The 14,614-nt window shown below is 34.5% G+C and carries 15 protein-coding genes; 10 read left to right on the top strand and 5 right to left on the bottom strand.

Annotated features, from left to right (window positions below; genetic code table 11):
* Positions 1-18: 18 nt before the first annotated feature.
* The gene (locus CHB80_RS20385) at positions 19-426 is read left to right on the top strand and encodes a hypothetical protein (RefSeq protein ID WP_089373359.1); all 408 of its coding nucleotides are present in this window, start codon (positions 19-21) and stop codon (positions 424-426) included.
* Positions 427-829: 403 nt separating this feature from the next.
* Here CHB80_RS20385 and CHB80_RS20380 read toward each other — a convergent pair whose 3' ends face one another.
* Positions 830-2,407, bottom strand: a complete 1,578-nt coding sequence (locus CHB80_RS20380; protein WP_089373358.1) for an FAD-binding oxidoreductase — start codon at positions 2,405-2,407, stop codon at positions 830-832.
* Positions 2,408-2,418: 11 nt separating this feature from the next.
* Positions 2,419-2,790, bottom strand: a complete 372-nt coding sequence (locus tag CHB80_RS20375; protein WP_089373357.1) for a hypothetical protein — start codon at positions 2,788-2,790, stop codon at positions 2,419-2,421.
* Between the two features lie 153 nt (positions 2,791-2,943).
* Here CHB80_RS20375 and pdxH point away from each other — a divergent pair, with 153 nt between their 5' ends.
* The 5 genes from pdxH (at position 2,944) to CHB80_RS20350 (ending at position 7,874) form a co-directional block, all read left to right on the top strand.
* A complete protein-coding gene (gene pdxH / locus CHB80_RS20370; RefSeq protein ID WP_089373356.1) occupies positions 2,944-3,588 on the top strand; it encodes a pyridoxamine 5'-phosphate oxidase in 645 nt (214 codons plus the stop codon).
* 3 nt (positions 3,589-3,591) lie between these two features.
* Positions 3,592-4,074, top strand: coding sequence for a SixA phosphatase family protein (locus CHB80_RS20365; RefSeq protein ID WP_089373355.1), 483 nt, complete (start codon positions 3,592-3,594; stop codon positions 4,072-4,074).
* Positions 4,075-4,077: 3 nt separating this feature from the next.
* Entirely contained in the window at positions 4,078-6,141 is a 2,064-nt protein-coding gene (gene ppk1 / locus CHB80_RS20360; RefSeq protein ID WP_089373354.1) for a polyphosphate kinase 1, read from the top strand.
* A complete protein-coding gene (locus tag CHB80_RS20355; RefSeq protein ID WP_089373353.1) occupies positions 6,141-7,028 on the top strand; it encodes a Ppx/GppA phosphatase family protein in 888 nt (295 codons plus the stop codon). The genes ppk1 and CHB80_RS20355 overlap by 1 nt, the downstream gene beginning before the upstream one ends.
* Positions 7,029-7,229: 201 nt before the next feature.
* Positions 7,230-7,874 carry a porin family protein gene (locus CHB80_RS20350; RefSeq protein WP_089373352.1) on the top strand — a complete coding sequence of 215 codons (645 nt, stop codon included), beginning with the start codon at positions 7,230-7,232 and terminating at the stop codon, positions 7,872-7,874.
* A 78-nt stretch (positions 7,875-7,952) separates the two neighbouring features.
* On the opposite strand, the gene miaE is transcribed toward CHB80_RS20350, so the two are convergent.
* The 3 genes from miaE to CHB80_RS24465 are packed head-to-tail and all read right to left on the bottom strand — an operon-like array spanning position 7,953 to position 10,656.
* A complete protein-coding gene (miaE, locus tag CHB80_RS20345; protein WP_089373484.1) occupies positions 7,953-8,534 on the bottom strand; it encodes a tRNA-(ms[2]io[6]A)-hydroxylase in 582 nt (193 codons plus the stop codon).
* A gap of 27 nt (positions 8,535-8,561) precedes the next feature.
* Positions 8,562-10,424, bottom strand: a complete 1,863-nt coding sequence (locus tag CHB80_RS20340) for a DNA polymerase III subunit gamma/tau (RefSeq protein WP_089373351.1) — start codon at positions 10,422-10,424, stop codon at positions 8,562-8,564.
* A 58-nt stretch (positions 10,425-10,482) separates the two neighbouring features.
* The gene (locus CHB80_RS24465) at positions 10,483-10,656 is read right to left on the bottom strand and encodes a Lacal_2735 family protein (RefSeq protein WP_143337199.1); all 174 of its coding nucleotides are present in this window, start codon (positions 10,654-10,656) and stop codon (positions 10,483-10,485) included.
* 97 nt (positions 10,657-10,753) lie between these two features.
* Here CHB80_RS24465 and CHB80_RS20335 point away from each other — a divergent pair, with 97 nt between their 5' ends.
* From CHB80_RS20335 to CHB80_RS20320, 4 genes are all read left to right on the top strand, one after another.
* Positions 10,754-10,984 (top strand): PspC family transcriptional regulator, encoded by a 231-nt coding sequence (locus CHB80_RS20335; protein ID WP_089373483.1) that lies wholly within the window; start codon positions 10,754-10,756, stop codon positions 10,982-10,984.
* A gap of 3 nt (positions 10,985-10,987) precedes the next feature.
* Positions 10,988-11,998: a potassium channel family protein gene (locus CHB80_RS20330; protein ID WP_089373350.1), complete on the top strand. Its 1,011-nt coding sequence runs from the start codon at positions 10,988-10,990 to the stop codon at positions 11,996-11,998.
* Between the two features lie 97 nt (positions 11,999-12,095).
* A complete protein-coding gene (locus CHB80_RS20325; protein WP_089373482.1) occupies positions 12,096-13,709 on the top strand; it encodes an alanine/glycine:cation symporter family protein in 1,614 nt (537 codons plus the stop codon).
* 14 nt (positions 13,710-13,723) lie between these two features.
* A complete protein-coding gene (locus CHB80_RS20320; protein ID WP_089373349.1) occupies positions 13,724-14,599 on the top strand; it encodes a helix-hairpin-helix domain-containing protein in 876 nt (291 codons plus the stop codon).
* The last annotated feature ends 15 nt before the right edge of the window (positions 14,600-14,614 follow it).

The raw sequence follows: 14,614 nt of genomic DNA, 5'->3' as shown, positions 1-14,614 counted from the left end.
AAGAGATAAGAAAAGATCATGGAAGAAAAGAAAAAAATATCCAAAGCCGCTGCTGCTCAACTTCAAGAGCATTTTGATCAATTAATTCCGCGTAATCTTTTTTTGGTAAAACAAGACACCTATCTCGATCGTGTATATCGAATTGCAGGATCTACTGCCGTAAAAAATAATATTACCATTGCTTTTAAGATTATAGAAGATAATGGGTATGTCTGTGAATATTTCCTTGATGCAGATGGTTATACAGAACACAGACGCTATTTTTTAGCCTCTGATGAGGTGGAATTACTTGAAAATTACGAAGCATTATATGACGATGAAGAACTTTCTTATGAAGAGCATATGCGCATCGTAAAGCATAATAAAGCCATCCGTGATCTCCTTATCCAAAAAGGATTTGTAAAAGGGAAGAAGAAGAAAAAGTAAGTGGTTTTCGCTTTCGCGAAAAAGAATAGAGAACATAGACCGCTTCGTTCTTAGAATATAGATTTCTTTGTTTTGAATAATACACCCCTTAATCCCCTCTTCTTAGAAGGGAAACTCATATCCATAAAAATTTTCTTTCCGCTTTCGCGAAATGTCATGCCGAATCTGTTGAAGTAGTGTAACTAATTATGTTTTCATCTGAGTATTCCCTCCTAAGAAGGAGGGTAAGGGAGGTGTAAAACTATTGTAATTTTATAATTCATTATACGCTTTCGCGAAAGCGTACCTAGTCACATTCCCATAATGAATATAGTAAGAGGTGTGCACTTAGAGTAACACAAAATAGAGTGCTATTCTATTTTGTAAATATCTATATTCTATGATCTAGACTCTTTTCTAAAAATTAAACAATAGGTCCCAGTAGCGTATCTAAACCACAACGCTCTATAAACTTATTCGTAAATACCTTTGCTGTTTCATTAGATAATAACGTATTACGAGCATCGATCCATGCATTTACATTAGCGGTACCGTACATATTCTTAACACGGGTTTTGTTGAGGTTGAAATTGATTTTTCCCCAATGAAGTGTATATGGAATGTTCTTTTCTTCCAATCGATTCCAGACAGCTTCATAAAAAGTACGTGCGGCTTTACTATCTACACCATCCATTTCTAGGACACAGGTATGTGTAAATTTTGTAAATCCTAAGGTAGCTTTAGTTCCTTTTACATAGCGTAACGAAAGTCCTCCTGGGAATGGACATTTTTTATTGACGTCTATAATTTCTTCTACTACTTTTGCTGAATCTTTGATGTCTATTCCTATAGCGGCACTGGCTACTTTTCCTCTAAATTTTGTGTAGTTGAAGAGTTCGCGTATAGTTCCTGTTTGTGGAGGTTGCGGAGCAAAAGCCAATCCAAACATCGTATTGACCATTGGAGGAATTAAAAGATCCGAAATGACGCCTAATCGATCTAAAGTAGAAGACATAATACCCAGTAAATCATCCCCATAGGTAAAATTATTATCACGTACTACCGGAGTGTATGGAAGCTGATAGGGTTTTTTATACATATACTTTAAGAAGGCACCTTTACTAGGATTGTTCTTTTCAAACTTATGAAGGTTAAAGAGTACTTCAAAGTGGTATAATTCTTTATTAGAACCAGCTCCAGGTAAATTAAGACCAGAGAAATCTAGTTGTGTCATGGCTTTTTTTAGATCGGCATTGTATGGGATATCTCCTTTGCGGTGTTCTTCTAATAAGAAAATAGGTTCGGTTTCTATCATGACGCCATGTATAAAACCAAAACTTCCGAAACTCACTAAAGCCGCTTCAAATAATGCATCATCTTTAATGATTTTGGCATCCAACCAATCTACAAATTTAGGTGCCGCAACTGGATAAGAAGCTCGCTCCAACCACACATGTTCATTAGGTCCTGTAATAATGTGTAATCCTACTACAAAATCTTGGATAGCACCTACCTCAAAAGCAGCTCCGTGTGTTCCGGTAGATAAAGCTCCTGCAATAGTTTGGCCATTACTGGCTCCTGATGCTTTAATAGATCGAGCAGGGTTTTTAGTCGAAAGACGATTATTGATTTCATAGATAATACTACCACACTGTAGGAAGTATAAGTCTTGTGGTTGTTTTGGGTAGTCGGTCGCTACATAGTTTCGCGTAAGCGGAAATGAAAAATTTAAAGAAGCCGTATCAATCAGCCCCCCTTCGGTGACACCTACTTTGGTAAATGACCAACCACTTCCCATAGCACGGAGTCTAATGTTATTATCAATTCCGTGTTTGATGAGCCATTGAAAGTTTTTAGTGCTTTTATGATAACGCTCTCTTCTGCTTGCTCCAGTTGGGTTAAATACTTTAAAGGAAGTATTGGGAACAAGATTGTGCGTAAAGTTTTCGTGCTTATTGGTCCATTCTTGAATGGGTAGTTTTTCTAATCCTTCTGGTATCATACTATGTGGTATTAATCGTCTAATCCTCCATCACCTTCTTGATCTCTTGCACAGCCATAGGTAACGGTTCTATGATTTACAGTTCCTACAGTGACTAAGCTTAATAAGAAATCTCCTAAAGATGATTTTGTTTGAACCCAAGTCATGGCTTTATTTCTACACGGACATTCGGTGCCTTCTATTTCTGGATTGGCACTTACCGTTTTTTGTTTTAATCCCCAGAAGTAGCTCCAGCTACTTTTTTTTTGGCATGCAATATTTACAGCACCATCTTGATATGGATTTGCTTCGACACGAGTACTAACGCAAGAGGTGATACTACTAAGCAAAAATAGGGTACATGCTATGTAGCAGTATGGTAGGAAATGTCTTTGTGATTTCATGTGAGAATAGTTTACTTGTAAAGTTATAAAAGTCAATAGATTATAGCAAGGGGTGAATGCCCCTATTTAAAAGTGGGTTATATAAGGTTAATTCTGTGTAAAACCCTGAGTGACTTCTTTTAACTTCGTTAGCTTTCTCGTACCTTAGCACGTATGAATAGAGACTTACATGCATTTAGACAAAATTATGCAAAAGGAGCTTTGCTTATAGACGATATGAGCGCACATCCTATGGAGCAATTTGCTATTTGGTATAAGGAAATAGAAGAAGATGGCGGGGTAAAAGAACCTAATGCGATGACGCTTGCTACATTAGGAGAAGATGGTTTCCCTAAATCTCGTATTGTATTGCTTAAAGAGTATGATCAAGAGGGATTTGTATTTTATACAAATTATGAGAGTGAGAAGGGGGTGAGTATGGCAAAGCATGCGAAGATTGGGCTCTCTTTTTTTTGGCCTAGTATGGAGCGTCAAATAGTGATTAAAGGAGAGGTACGTAAAGTAACTCCAGAACGGTCGGATCGTTATTTTAATGCACGACCTAAAGATAGTCAGTTAGGCGCTTTGGTTTCAGATCAGAGTACGGTTATTGAAAATCGTCAGGTTTTAGAAGATAAAATGACTGCGCTTAAAGCGAAATATGAGCATGAAGATATTACAAGGCCATCACATTGGGGTGGTTATATAGTAACACCTGTTTCTATGGAGTTTTGGCAAGGAAGACCGAGTAGACTTCATGATAGGATTCGGTATAAACTGGAAGATCAGCAATGGATAAAAGAACGTTTAGCGCCCTGAGATATGAAAACATTGTATTTAGTTAGACATGCGAAGTCAAGTTGGAAATTTGATGTGATAGATCACGAACGCCCTTTAAATGATAGAGGACTCAATGATGCGCCAAGAGTGGCAGCTCATGTGGCAAGTAAGATGCCAAAGCCAGACCTGATGATGAGTAGTGATGCGATGCGTGCTAAGACCACTTCGTTTTTTTTCGCGAAAGCGTATCAAATACCTGAAGAAGAAATCAAATTGGATTACAAACTGTATGATTTTGATGGACGTGATTTGCTAGAAGTGATTCGGAATTGTGATGATTCTGTAAGCTGTCTTATGGTTTTTGGACATAATAATGCAATGACTAATTTTGTAAATACATATGGAAATAATTATGTAGATAATGTACCAACATGTGGGTTTACAGCTATTAAATTTAATACAGATCATTGGAAGGATATAAGTCTGGGAGAGACTATTTTTACATGCATACCTAAAGAATTATAAAGAATGAATGAACTCCAGAAGAGCAAGTATATAAATAGAGAGTTAAGTTGGTTACAGTTTAATGGGCGTGTATTACAAGAAGCTGCCGATGAGACCGTCCCTTTAATAGAACGACTCCGTTTTTTAGGTATCTTTTCTAATAATCTTGATGAATTTTTTAAAGTTCGTTATGCTACAGTTCGTCGTATTGTGCGAGCTGGACGTAAGGGTAGAAAAGCATTAGGGGTATATACAGCAGAAGAGCTTCTGCCCATGATTACAGATATTGTGATACAACAACAGGCAGAAAGTTTACATATCTTACAGGATATTTATAAAAAGCTTGAAGCGGAAGGAATTCATGTAATTAAAGAAACAGAGATTGAGCATGAAGAGCATCAGAGGTTTGTAAAAGACTTTTTTACAGAAGAGATAAGCCCAGCGATTGAAACTATTATCTTACGTGAAGATGTAGAGTTACCACGTATACAGGATTTAGATGCATACCTTACTATAAAAATGGTGATGAATGGTGAGGAAGCGCCTATGTATGCATTGCTTGAAATTCCTAGTAGTATCGATCGTTTTATTGTGCTTCCTAAAATAGATGATCAGGATCGTATTATTATGATAGATGATGTCATACGATATAATCTGGATAGTATCTTCAATATTTTTGATTATAAATTTATCTCAGCTCACATGATTAAAATTACACGTGATGCTGAGCTGGATATAGAATCAGATTTAGGTAAAAGTTTTATAGAAAAACTATCAAAGTCTGTACAAGGTAGAGAAGATGGAGCGCCTGTACGTTTTGTATACGATAAGACGATAGAGGAGGAGACATTAGCTTTCTTGCTTAAAAAACTGGATATAGAAAATGATGATAGTATCATTCCAGGTGGGAGATATCATAACCGAAAGGATTATATGGGATTCCCTAGTTTAGGGCGAAAAGATTTATTATACCCAAAACAGAAACCGCTTCCTATAAAAGGGATTACTTTGGATTGTAGTATGTTTGAGAAAATAGCTCAAAAAGACTACTTGCAATATGCTCCTTATCACACATTTGCTTATACCATTAAGTTTTTACGAGAGGCGGCATTAGATCCAAAAGTAAGGTCGGTAAAAATTACGATCTATAGACTTGCAAAAATATCTCATATAGCCAGTGCTTTAATTAATGCAGCTCAAAATGGAAAAGAAGTAACTGTTCAAATAGAGTTGCGAGCGCGTTTTGACGAAGAGTCAAATATGATGTATGCTAAGCAAATGGAAAACCAAGGAGTGAAACTTATTTTTGGTGTACCTGGATTAAAAGTGCATAGTAAAGTGTGTGTGATAGAGAGAGAAGAACAGGAAAAAATAGTGAGATATGGCTTTATAAGTACAGGTAATTTTAATCATAAGACAGCCAATATTTATACAGACTATACCTTGTTTACAGCAGATCAAAAAATCCTAAAAGATTTGTCTAAGTTATTTGTGTTTTTTGATACAAATTATATCGTCAATAAGTATAAGCATTTAGTAGTATCTCCTCATTACAGTAGAAATACGTTCTATAGATTAATAGATGAAGAAATAGAAAAAGTAGAAGAAGGAGGAAAAGGATATATTTGTCTTAAACTGAATAGTCTATCTAATTATGCTATTATTGATAGGTTGTATGAAGCTAGTCAAGCTGGAGTGAAAATAGATTTAATTATACGAGGTATTTGTTGTTTGATTCCTGGAGTACCTGGATTAAGTGAAAATATACGTGCTATTAGCGTGATAGATAAATTCTTAGAGCATCCTAGAGTATATGTTTTTGGAAAAGGTGACGAGTCTAAAGTTTATATATCTTCTTCAGATTGGATGTCTCGTAATTTAGACAATAGAGTAGAGGTGAGTTGCCCTATTTATGATCAAGATGTTAAAAGAGAAATCTTAAAAACACTAGATATATGCTGGAATGATAATGTAAAGGCACGAAAACTTAATGAGAGACAGGATAATGCATATGTAGAGAATGATAAACCAAAGGTAAGATCTCAATTTGCGACTTATGATTATTACTTAAATGCGCTGAATGATTAATGTTGACTATTGAAAAATATGCTGCTATTGATATAGGTTCTAACGCTATAAGACTTCTGATTGCTAATGTTATAGAACAAGAAAATAGTCCTACATTATTTAAAAAGAATGAGTTAATCAGAGTTCCTATTCGTTTAGGTGAGGATGTTTTTTCTGTAGGTGAAATTTCAGAAAAAAATAAGCAAAGAATGATAGATGCCATGCAGGCGTTTAGATTGCTTATGAATGCTCATCAAGTTAAGTATTATAGAGCTTGTGCAACATCTGCTATGCGTGAAGCTTCAAATGGAGATGAGGTGGTGCAAATTATAAAAGAAACATCTTCTGTAGAGATAGAAATTATTGATGGAAAAGAAGAAGCAGCTATTATTGCTGCAACAGACTTATATAGTGTTATAGAAAAAGATAAAGTGTATTTGTATGTTGATGTTGGAGGAGGAAGTACAGAATGTACTTTATATGATCAAGGAGAGGTTAAAGTTTCTAAATCCTTTAAAATAGGAACTGTACGTATTTTAAAAAACCTTGTAGATGAATCTAAGTGGGTAGCACTATCTGATTGGATTAAGGAACATACAAATGGGTATTCTAAAATCACAGTTATTGGTTCTGGAGGTAATATCAATAAGATTATTAAAATGAATAGGAAGAAATCAAGGAAATCTCTTTCTTATTTAAATATGCTCAATTTTTATGAAATGTTAGATGCGTTAAGTTATGATGAGCGTGTTGTTAAATTAGGTCTTAATCCCGATAGAGCTGATGTAATTATTCCAGCACTTGAAATTTACTTGAGAACTATGAAATGGTCTAATGCAGAACATATTGTTGTGCCTAGTATTGGACTCTCAGATGGTATTATAAAGACATTATACAAGACAAAATAGAGGGTTTTATCGTTCAACTTGAAACCAATACTGGTCATTAATCGATGTTTTTTAAACATTCAAAGATTAATAGTCATCCTTCTTTTGTTTTTTTTCATTAAACCCACAAAAGAATGTATCTTTCACTCGGAAGATAAATACTTTAGCTATAGAAGAGTTGTATTAGAACAACAATTTTATAGTATATAACACTTATAGATTATGAAAAAAATTACATTGTTATCTAGCATTTTTATGTTTGTATTCTGTTCATTATCCTATGGACAAGAAATAGGATATGGTTTTAAATTAGGGTTGAATGTAAGTCAGATTAATAGCTTTTCTTTTGATATTGTAAATACAGCAGGCGATACACCTAGACAAGGTGGATTTGATTCTCAAGAAGGGAGTAGAATTGGTTTTGCAGCTTCGTTTTTTGCAGAAATACCACTTAGTGAGCGTTTAAGTTTTCAACCTGAATTTGCATATTCTGCTCAAGGAAATAAATTTGAAGGACTTCGTTATGAATACCTTCAATTGCCATTAGGGCTTAAAATTAATCTTGATAAATTCTTTGTAAATGTTGGACCTCAAGCTGGATTAAAAATATCTGCATTTGAGCAATCTGCTAATTTTACAAGTTTTGAATTTTCAGGATTTGGAGGGTTTGGATATCAATTTACAGAGAATATATTTGTAGAAGCTAGATATACAATTGGTTTTACAGATGTATTTGAAGACGATGCTGCTGTAGTACTGCCGTTATTCTCTCAGACTGCTGATATTACTCCAAACACAGATAATATATTAACAAATGCTGAAGGGAAAAATAGTTACTTTACCATAAGTATTGGTTACCGATTATAAGTAAACTATTTTAAATAAAAACAAAAAATCCCGAATCTAATGATTCGGGATTTTTTGTTTTATTATAATGATAAGATACTACCCATGAATGCTTTCACTTACGCTAAGATCTTTCATTACTTGAGCTTCAAATTCAAGAAGTTCTTGCCATTTTGCGTCTACTATTTTTCGTTCACCATACTGACGAGCAAAGCGTAAAAACATGGTGTAATGTCCAGCCTCACTAATCATTAGTTTCTTATAAAATCGCGCCAATTTTTTATCTTCTAATTCTTCAGAAAGTAAACGAAAACGTTCACAACTTCTAGCTTCAATAAGGGCCGCTACAAGAAGCCTATTAATTAAACTCTCTACTCTTGATCCCCCTTTCGGGAAGTAAAAACGCAATTTATGTACATATGCATCTTTACGTTCTCTTCCTAGTGTTAAGCCACGCTCAGTCATAATATCATGTACCATTTTAAAGTGACTCATTTCTTCTTGTGCTAAGTCGCTCATTTCTGATACTAGTTCTGAATACTCTGGAAAACCAATAATAAATGAAATAGCAGATGAGGCTGCTTTTTGTTCACAATATGCATGATCTGTAAGGATTTCGTCAATGTTTTTTTCTACAATATTTACCCATCTTGGATCTGTGGGCAATTTAAGATGTAGCATCTGTATAGGCTCTTTTTCTTCCATAGATTATAATTCTAAATCAAATGCACGTTTAAGAATTTCTAAATCGGGATTATACTCCTTTAATTTATCATATTTTTCTTGAGGTGTATAAGCGTATTTACGTTGTACTTCCTCATTTACGATAATATCAAGAGTGATGTCATAGTTATTCAATTTCCTTTTAAGGAATTCTAGTAAAGGTCCTTGCGCTCTTTCTACCTCTACCTTCATAGTTGCATTAGGGTATTCTAATTTTATGATGGTACCATCTAGTTTTGGAGTGTCTGCTTCTAAATTGGAAGCTATGATTTTTTCTCCTCTATTAGATAATTTAACGACGTATTCTTTCCAGGCTGCTTGCATTGCTATTTCTGTAAAAGGCTCTTTAGGTAGATTTGTAACATCTACTTTCTGCTCTTTACGTTTTTCTTCTAACTCTTTCTTACGTTGTAAGCCTTTTATAGATAGCCCAGAAATTCGCTCTTTTGTAATGGCAATTTTAGGTTGTACCACATCTGGTTTAGGGGTTGTTTTTGGGGCTTCAGGTGGTGTTTCTGTATGCGTTTTTTCAACCGTAGGTTGGACTGAAGTTTCTATGTGTGCTGCTGGTTGTGCTGGAGTCGTAACATTTATGGCAACACTATTTTCTTCTTTTTCAATAGCAGGTTGGACTGAAGTCTCTATGGGCGCTACTGGTTGCGTTGGCGCTTCAGTAGTCTTGGTAATAGGAACAGATGCTTTTAATGTCCTATCTGCTTTTTGAGCACTTTCAGGTGATAGCTTGTAAAACGACGGTGGAATTATGAAAGGTTGGTCATTTTTTTTTTCTCCATCATAGGTGATAGAGGCAAGTTGCATCAGGCAAAGTTCTACAAGTAGTCTTTGGTTACGACTTGTTTTATAGGTGAGATCACAACTATTTGCCATATCAATTGCTTTTAATAAAAAAGCAAGTTCAGTTTGTTGTGATTGCTCGTAATATTTCTTTTTTGTGCCATCGCCTACTTCTAGTAGATGTATGGTTGGTGGATTCTTGCAAACCATTAAATCTCTAAAGTGAGAGGCAAGTCCTGCAATAAAATGATGACCATCAAATCCTCTAGATAGTATATCATTAAATTGTAAAAGCAATTGTGGAATGTCGTTTTTTAGAATATGATCTGTAGCCGTAAAGTAGGTGTCATAATCTAAAACATTTAAGTTTTCTGTTACCGCTTTTCGCGAAAGCGTTTTACCGCTAAAACTCACAACTCTATCAAATATAGATAAAGCATCTCGCATCGCACCATCTGCTTTTTGAGCAATGATATGCAAAGCCTCTTCATCTGCTTCTATACCTTCTTCTTGTGCAATTTGAACAAGATGTTTTCTTGCATCTGTTACCGTGATTCTTTTGAAATCAAAAATTTGGCAACGCGATAATATAGTAGGTATGATTTTATGTTTTTCTGTAGTAGCAAGTATAAAGATGGCATGCTTAGGTGGTTCTTCCAATGTTTTTAAGAACGCATTAAAAGCGGCTTGTGATAACATATGAACCTCGTCAATAATATAAACTTTATAGGTGCCAACTTGCGGAGGAATACGTACCTGATCAATAAGATTTCTAATATCATCTACAGAATTATTAGAAGCGGCATCTAATTCAAAAATATTAAAAGCAAAATCTTCATCTGGGCGTGTATTTTCATCCTGATTAATTCGTTTTGCTAAAATACGCGCACAACTTGTTTTCCCTACACCACGAGGGCCACAAAATAAAAGAGCTTGTGCGAGGTGATTATTGGCAATGGCATTTTCAAGCGTATTGGTTATAGCCTGCTGACCCACAACATCTTTAAATGTCTGAGGGCGGTATTTTCTAGCAGATACGATGAAATGTTCCATAGCTACAAATATAAAATAGGGATTTCAAAAACTACCTATTGCTAAAAAGATTTCTAATTTATTTATTAACAGAAAGTGTAGCAATCTCTTTTTCTATTTCGGCAGCTTTTGCATATAACGCATCACTTTCTGAACGATTAATTTTTGAAAGTTTAAACGCATCTTCAAGTATTTTTTTGTGCTGTTTCTGTAGTTTTTCTAGTGGTGATTTTTTTCCAAAAAGTCCAAACATAGTTTTTTATTTAAAAATACGTCTTTAATAGGATATTTGTGATATTATGATGCAAAAAGATACAAAGGATGTACATATACTTTTGTATTTTGCAGTAATGTTAAAACTTGTATATAATATCAGGCATTATTTTGAGAAGCATGGGTTTTATGTTTCTTCTCGACTTGCAGATCGGCTTGGGATGCGAGCAAAAAATGTGCGATTGTTTTTTATATATATGTCTTTTGCAACATTAGGTGTTGGTTTTGCATTATATCTGACATCTGCTTTTTTATTAAAGCTCAAAGATTTAGTGTATACAAAACGAACTTCGGTTTTTGATCTATAGTATATGTTTGAATTTTTTAGATCTAAAATATATGTAGCGATCACACTAGTGTTGGTGACATTACTGATTGGAGTTTTAGGATATAGGGTGATTGCTGGTTATGAATGGGTAGATGCACTATATATGACTGTTATTACAGTAACTACAGTTGGATTTGGTGAAGTAAACCCGCTTACTCCTGAAGCAAAAATTTTCACAGTTATTCTTATATTGTGTAGTGTTGTTATAGTGGGGTATGCTATTTCCGTAATTACAGAATATATTATAAGTAGAAACGCTTATGATACTATAAAACATAAAAAAGTGCAGAAACAAATAGATAAATTATCTAATCACATTATTGTATGTGGTTATGGACGTAATGGTAAGCAGGCAGTAGAAAAACTGCGTGCCTACAATAAATCTTTTGTTATTATAGACAAAGAAGAAGATGTCGTACAACGTTATGAAGATGCCAATACATTATTTGTAAATGGAAATGCTAATGAAGATGAGATATTGTTAAATGCAGGAGTAGAACGAGCTAGTACACTAATTTCTGCATTGCCAGATGATGCAGATAATTTATTTGTTGTATTAAGTGCAAGGCAATTAAATCAAAAACTTAAAATCATAAGTAGAGCAGAGTATGAAACTTCTCAAAAGAAATTAAAACTGGCAGGAGCAGATAATGTGATCATGCCTAATAGAATAGGAGGAGATCATATGGCTTCGCTTGTAGTGGTGCCTGATCTTATAGAATTCTTAGATAATCTATCTGTTGTTGGGGAAGAAGACTCTATTAATGTAGAAGAAATTGGGTTTGAAAAATTTTGTCCTGATGGAAAAGAGGTAAGTATCAAAGACATAGATTTACGCTATAAAACGGGGTGTACTATCATAGGCTATAAATCTCCAGAAGGAAAATATACGGTGAATCCTAGTGCAGATTTTATTCTAAAAAAAGACTCTAAACTAGTTGTTATAGGGCGTCCAGAACAAATAATAAACCTACATCGTATTTTTGGAATTTAGTATTTGTAACCGATTTTAAGAGTCATTCCTTTGATTAAGGAGCTTTTTTTTGCATATTGCTAGCTGAATTTAATAATAACCTAACATACATTAAATGATGAAGAAATATCTTCTTTCACTTTTAGCCATTTTAACTCCTTTTTTGATTTTTGCCCAAGAAAGTCAAGAAGTAGGGATAGATCAAAAAATAGATCAAGCTTTCAAACCAGTTTCCGATTTTTTTAGTGATACGATATTCTTTCTTGTTTGGAAAGACCCGGATATTCCATTTGTATTAGTTCTTTTAGTAGCAAGTGCTTTATTTTTTACTATTTATTTTGGATTTCCTAATATCAGATATTTTGGAAAAGCAATTAATGTAGTTCGTGGTAAATACGATGATATTGAAGGGGGGCATTCTCTAGGTGATGAGCGTGCTGGTGTAGATGGAGATATTCCTGATACGATTAGAGATGAAAGTCAAGATGGGGAAGTAAGTCACTTTCAGGCGCTGGCTACAGCAGTATCTGGTACCGTTGGTAATGGTAATATTGCTGGAGTTGCATTAGCTATTGCATTAGGTGGACCTGGAGCTACATTCTGGATGATTATTTGTGGCTTGTTAGGTATGTCTACAAAATTTGTAGAATGTACACTCGGGGTACAATATCGTGATGTAGGACCAGATGGAACAGTTTATGGAGGTCCTATGTACTATATTAGTAAAGGATTGAAAGAAAAAGGATTTGCTGTTCTAGGTAAGATAGCGGCAGTTCTTTTTGCGATTTTTTGTATTGGAGGATCTTTTGGAGGTGGTAATGCAGCGCAGTCTAACCAAGCAACTATAGTTTTAAAAGAAATTTTTAATCTAGAAAGCACAGGAGCTGGTTTCTGGATTGGAGTTGTTTTAGCAGTTCTAGTAGGTGTTATTATAATAGGTGGTATTAAGCGTATAGCTTCTGTGACAGAAAAAGTAGTACCTCTTATGGCTGTAATGTATATTGTAGCTTGTCTATATATTATATTAAGCAATTTCTCATTAATAGATGATGCAATTGGTTTAATTGTAAAAGAAGCTTTTAATCCAACGGCCTTTGGAGTTGGTGGTGTTATAGGAGTGTTATTGGTAGGTTTCAAACGTGCAGCATTCTCAAATGAAGCTGGGGCAGGATCTGCTTCTATTGCACACTCGGCAGTAAAAACAAAATATTCAGCTAGTGAAGGTCTTGTGGCTTTATTAGAACCTTTTATTGATACCGTAGTGATTTGTACAATGACAGCATTGGTGATTGTGATATTTAACTTTGGAGGATTCTTTGAATACGGAGGAGATGGTTCAGGTGCTGTTCTTATAGATGGAATATCTTATGAAGGAGCAGGGATCACTTCTAAAGCATTTGCTGAGTATATTCCTTATTCTAATGTGTTCTTGACTATCGCGGTAGTTTTATTTGCTGTATCTACGATGATTTCTTGGTCATACTATGGACTGCAATCTTGGAAGTTCTTATTTGGACGAGGAAAGACAGCAGATTTAGTTTATAAATTTTTATTCTTAGCTTTTGTAGTTGTTGGAGCATCTGCAAGTATGCAGTCTATATGGGATTTCTCTGATGCAATGATCTTTGCAATGGTATTCCCGAATATGGTAGGACTCTATTTCTTATTCCCAGTAGTTAAGAAGCAATTAAAAAGATTCTTAGATGCTATAAAAGCAGGTAATAGTCAATAGTAAAATATACTATAATGAATAACTTCAAATCCCATTTCTTTTATGATCGACAAAAAAGAAGTGGGATTTTAGTTTTTAGTGCACTCATTCTTTTGCTTATTGGAGTCTCCTTCTTGTATGAACCTACACAAGATATTGCTATCTCAGATGAAGAACAATTGGAAGTTCTTGCATTTCAAAAGCAAATAGATTCGCTTAAATTAATTGCGATAGAAAATAAAAAACCTAAAATATATCCTTTTAACCCTAATTATATTACAGATTATAAAGGGTACACACTAGGCATGAAAGTAGAAGAGGTAGATCGCTTACACCGCTTTCGCGAAAGCGGACAATGGATCAACTCTATTTCAGACTTTAAGAAAGTAACTAAAGTCTCAGACTCATTACTAACTATTATTTCTCCTTATTTTAAATTTCCAGAATGGGTGACAAATCCAAAACCCAAAAGAACGTATAATTCTCAGCCAAAATGGAAAACGTACGATCAAAAGAAAGACCTTAATAAGATAACTTTAGAATCTTTGCTAGTGATTGATGGTATAGATGAAGTTGCTGCAGATAGAATACTGAGGCATATCCAAAAAATTGGAGGGTATCAAATGGATGGACAGTTGTATGATGTGTATGGTGTTACTACAAAACAAAAACGGGCTATACTTAATGAGTACACTGTAAAAGAAAAGCCTGCAGTACAATTTATAAATGTAAACACAGCTTCTGCATCAGATTTAGCTACAATTCCACTTCTTAATTTTGACCTCGCAAAAGAAATTGTAGATTATAGAATACTACACGAAGGTATAAAATCGTTAGAAGAATTGTCAGGACTAGATGGTATGACAGACTACAAATATGCTAGAATTAAGTTATATTTGTCTGTTAAATAGAACAACTACAAATCT

This window comes from Dokdonia pacifica, from assembly GCF_900188275.1.
GTDB classification, from domain to species: domain Bacteria; phylum Bacteroidota; class Bacteroidia; order Flavobacteriales; family Flavobacteriaceae; genus Dokdonia; species Dokdonia pacifica.
The sequence above is the reverse complement of the archived record's forward strand: the minus strand, read 5'-3'. Positions and strand labels throughout refer to the sequence as shown.

What these genes read in the sequence shown, in the direction of transcription:
- CHB80_RS20385 (WP_089373359.1), top strand. Translation starts at nt 19, where the DNA reads ATGGAAGAAAAGAAAAAAATATCCAAAGCCGCTGCTGCTCAACTTCAA.
- CHB80_RS20380 (WP_089373358.1), bottom strand. Translation starts at nt 2,407, where the DNA reads ATGATACCAGAAGGATTAGAAAAACTACCCATTCAAGAATGGACCAAT.
- CHB80_RS20375 (WP_089373357.1), bottom strand. Translation starts at nt 2,790, where the DNA reads ATGAAATCACAAAGACATTTCCTACCATACTGCTACATAGCATGTACC.
- pdxH (WP_089373356.1), top strand. Translation starts at nt 2,944, where the DNA reads ATGAATAGAGACTTACATGCATTTAGACAAAATTATGCAAAAGGAGCT.
- CHB80_RS20365 (WP_089373355.1), top strand. Translation starts at nt 3,592, where the DNA reads ATGAAAACATTGTATTTAGTTAGACATGCGAAGTCAAGTTGGAAATTT.
- ppk1 (WP_089373354.1), top strand. Translation starts at nt 4,078, where the DNA reads ATGAATGAACTCCAGAAGAGCAAGTATATAAATAGAGAGTTAAGTTGG.
- CHB80_RS20355 (WP_089373353.1), top strand. Translation starts at nt 6,141, where the DNA reads ATGTTGACTATTGAAAAATATGCTGCTATTGATATAGGTTCTAACGCT.
- CHB80_RS20350 (WP_089373352.1), top strand. Translation starts at nt 7,230, where the DNA reads ATGAAAAAAATTACATTGTTATCTAGCATTTTTATGTTTGTATTCTGT.
- miaE (WP_089373484.1), bottom strand. Translation starts at nt 8,534, where the DNA reads ATGCTACATCTTAAATTGCCCACAGATCCAAGATGGGTAAATATTGTA.
- CHB80_RS20340 (WP_089373351.1), bottom strand. Translation starts at nt 10,424, where the DNA reads ATGGAACATTTCATCGTATCTGCTAGAAAATACCGCCCTCAGACATTT.
- CHB80_RS24465 (WP_143337199.1), bottom strand. Translation starts at nt 10,656, where the DNA reads ATGTTTGGACTTTTTGGAAAAAAATCACCACTAGAAAAACTACAGAAA.
- CHB80_RS20335 (WP_089373483.1), top strand. Translation starts at nt 10,754, where the DNA reads ATGTTAAAACTTGTATATAATATCAGGCATTATTTTGAGAAGCATGGG.
- CHB80_RS20330 (WP_089373350.1), top strand. Translation starts at nt 10,988, where the DNA reads ATGTTTGAATTTTTTAGATCTAAAATATATGTAGCGATCACACTAGTG.
- CHB80_RS20325 (WP_089373482.1), top strand. Translation starts at nt 12,096, where the DNA reads ATGAAGAAATATCTTCTTTCACTTTTAGCCATTTTAACTCCTTTTTTG.
- CHB80_RS20320 (WP_089373349.1), top strand. Translation starts at nt 13,724, where the DNA reads ATGAATAACTTCAAATCCCATTTCTTTTATGATCGACAAAAAAGAAGT.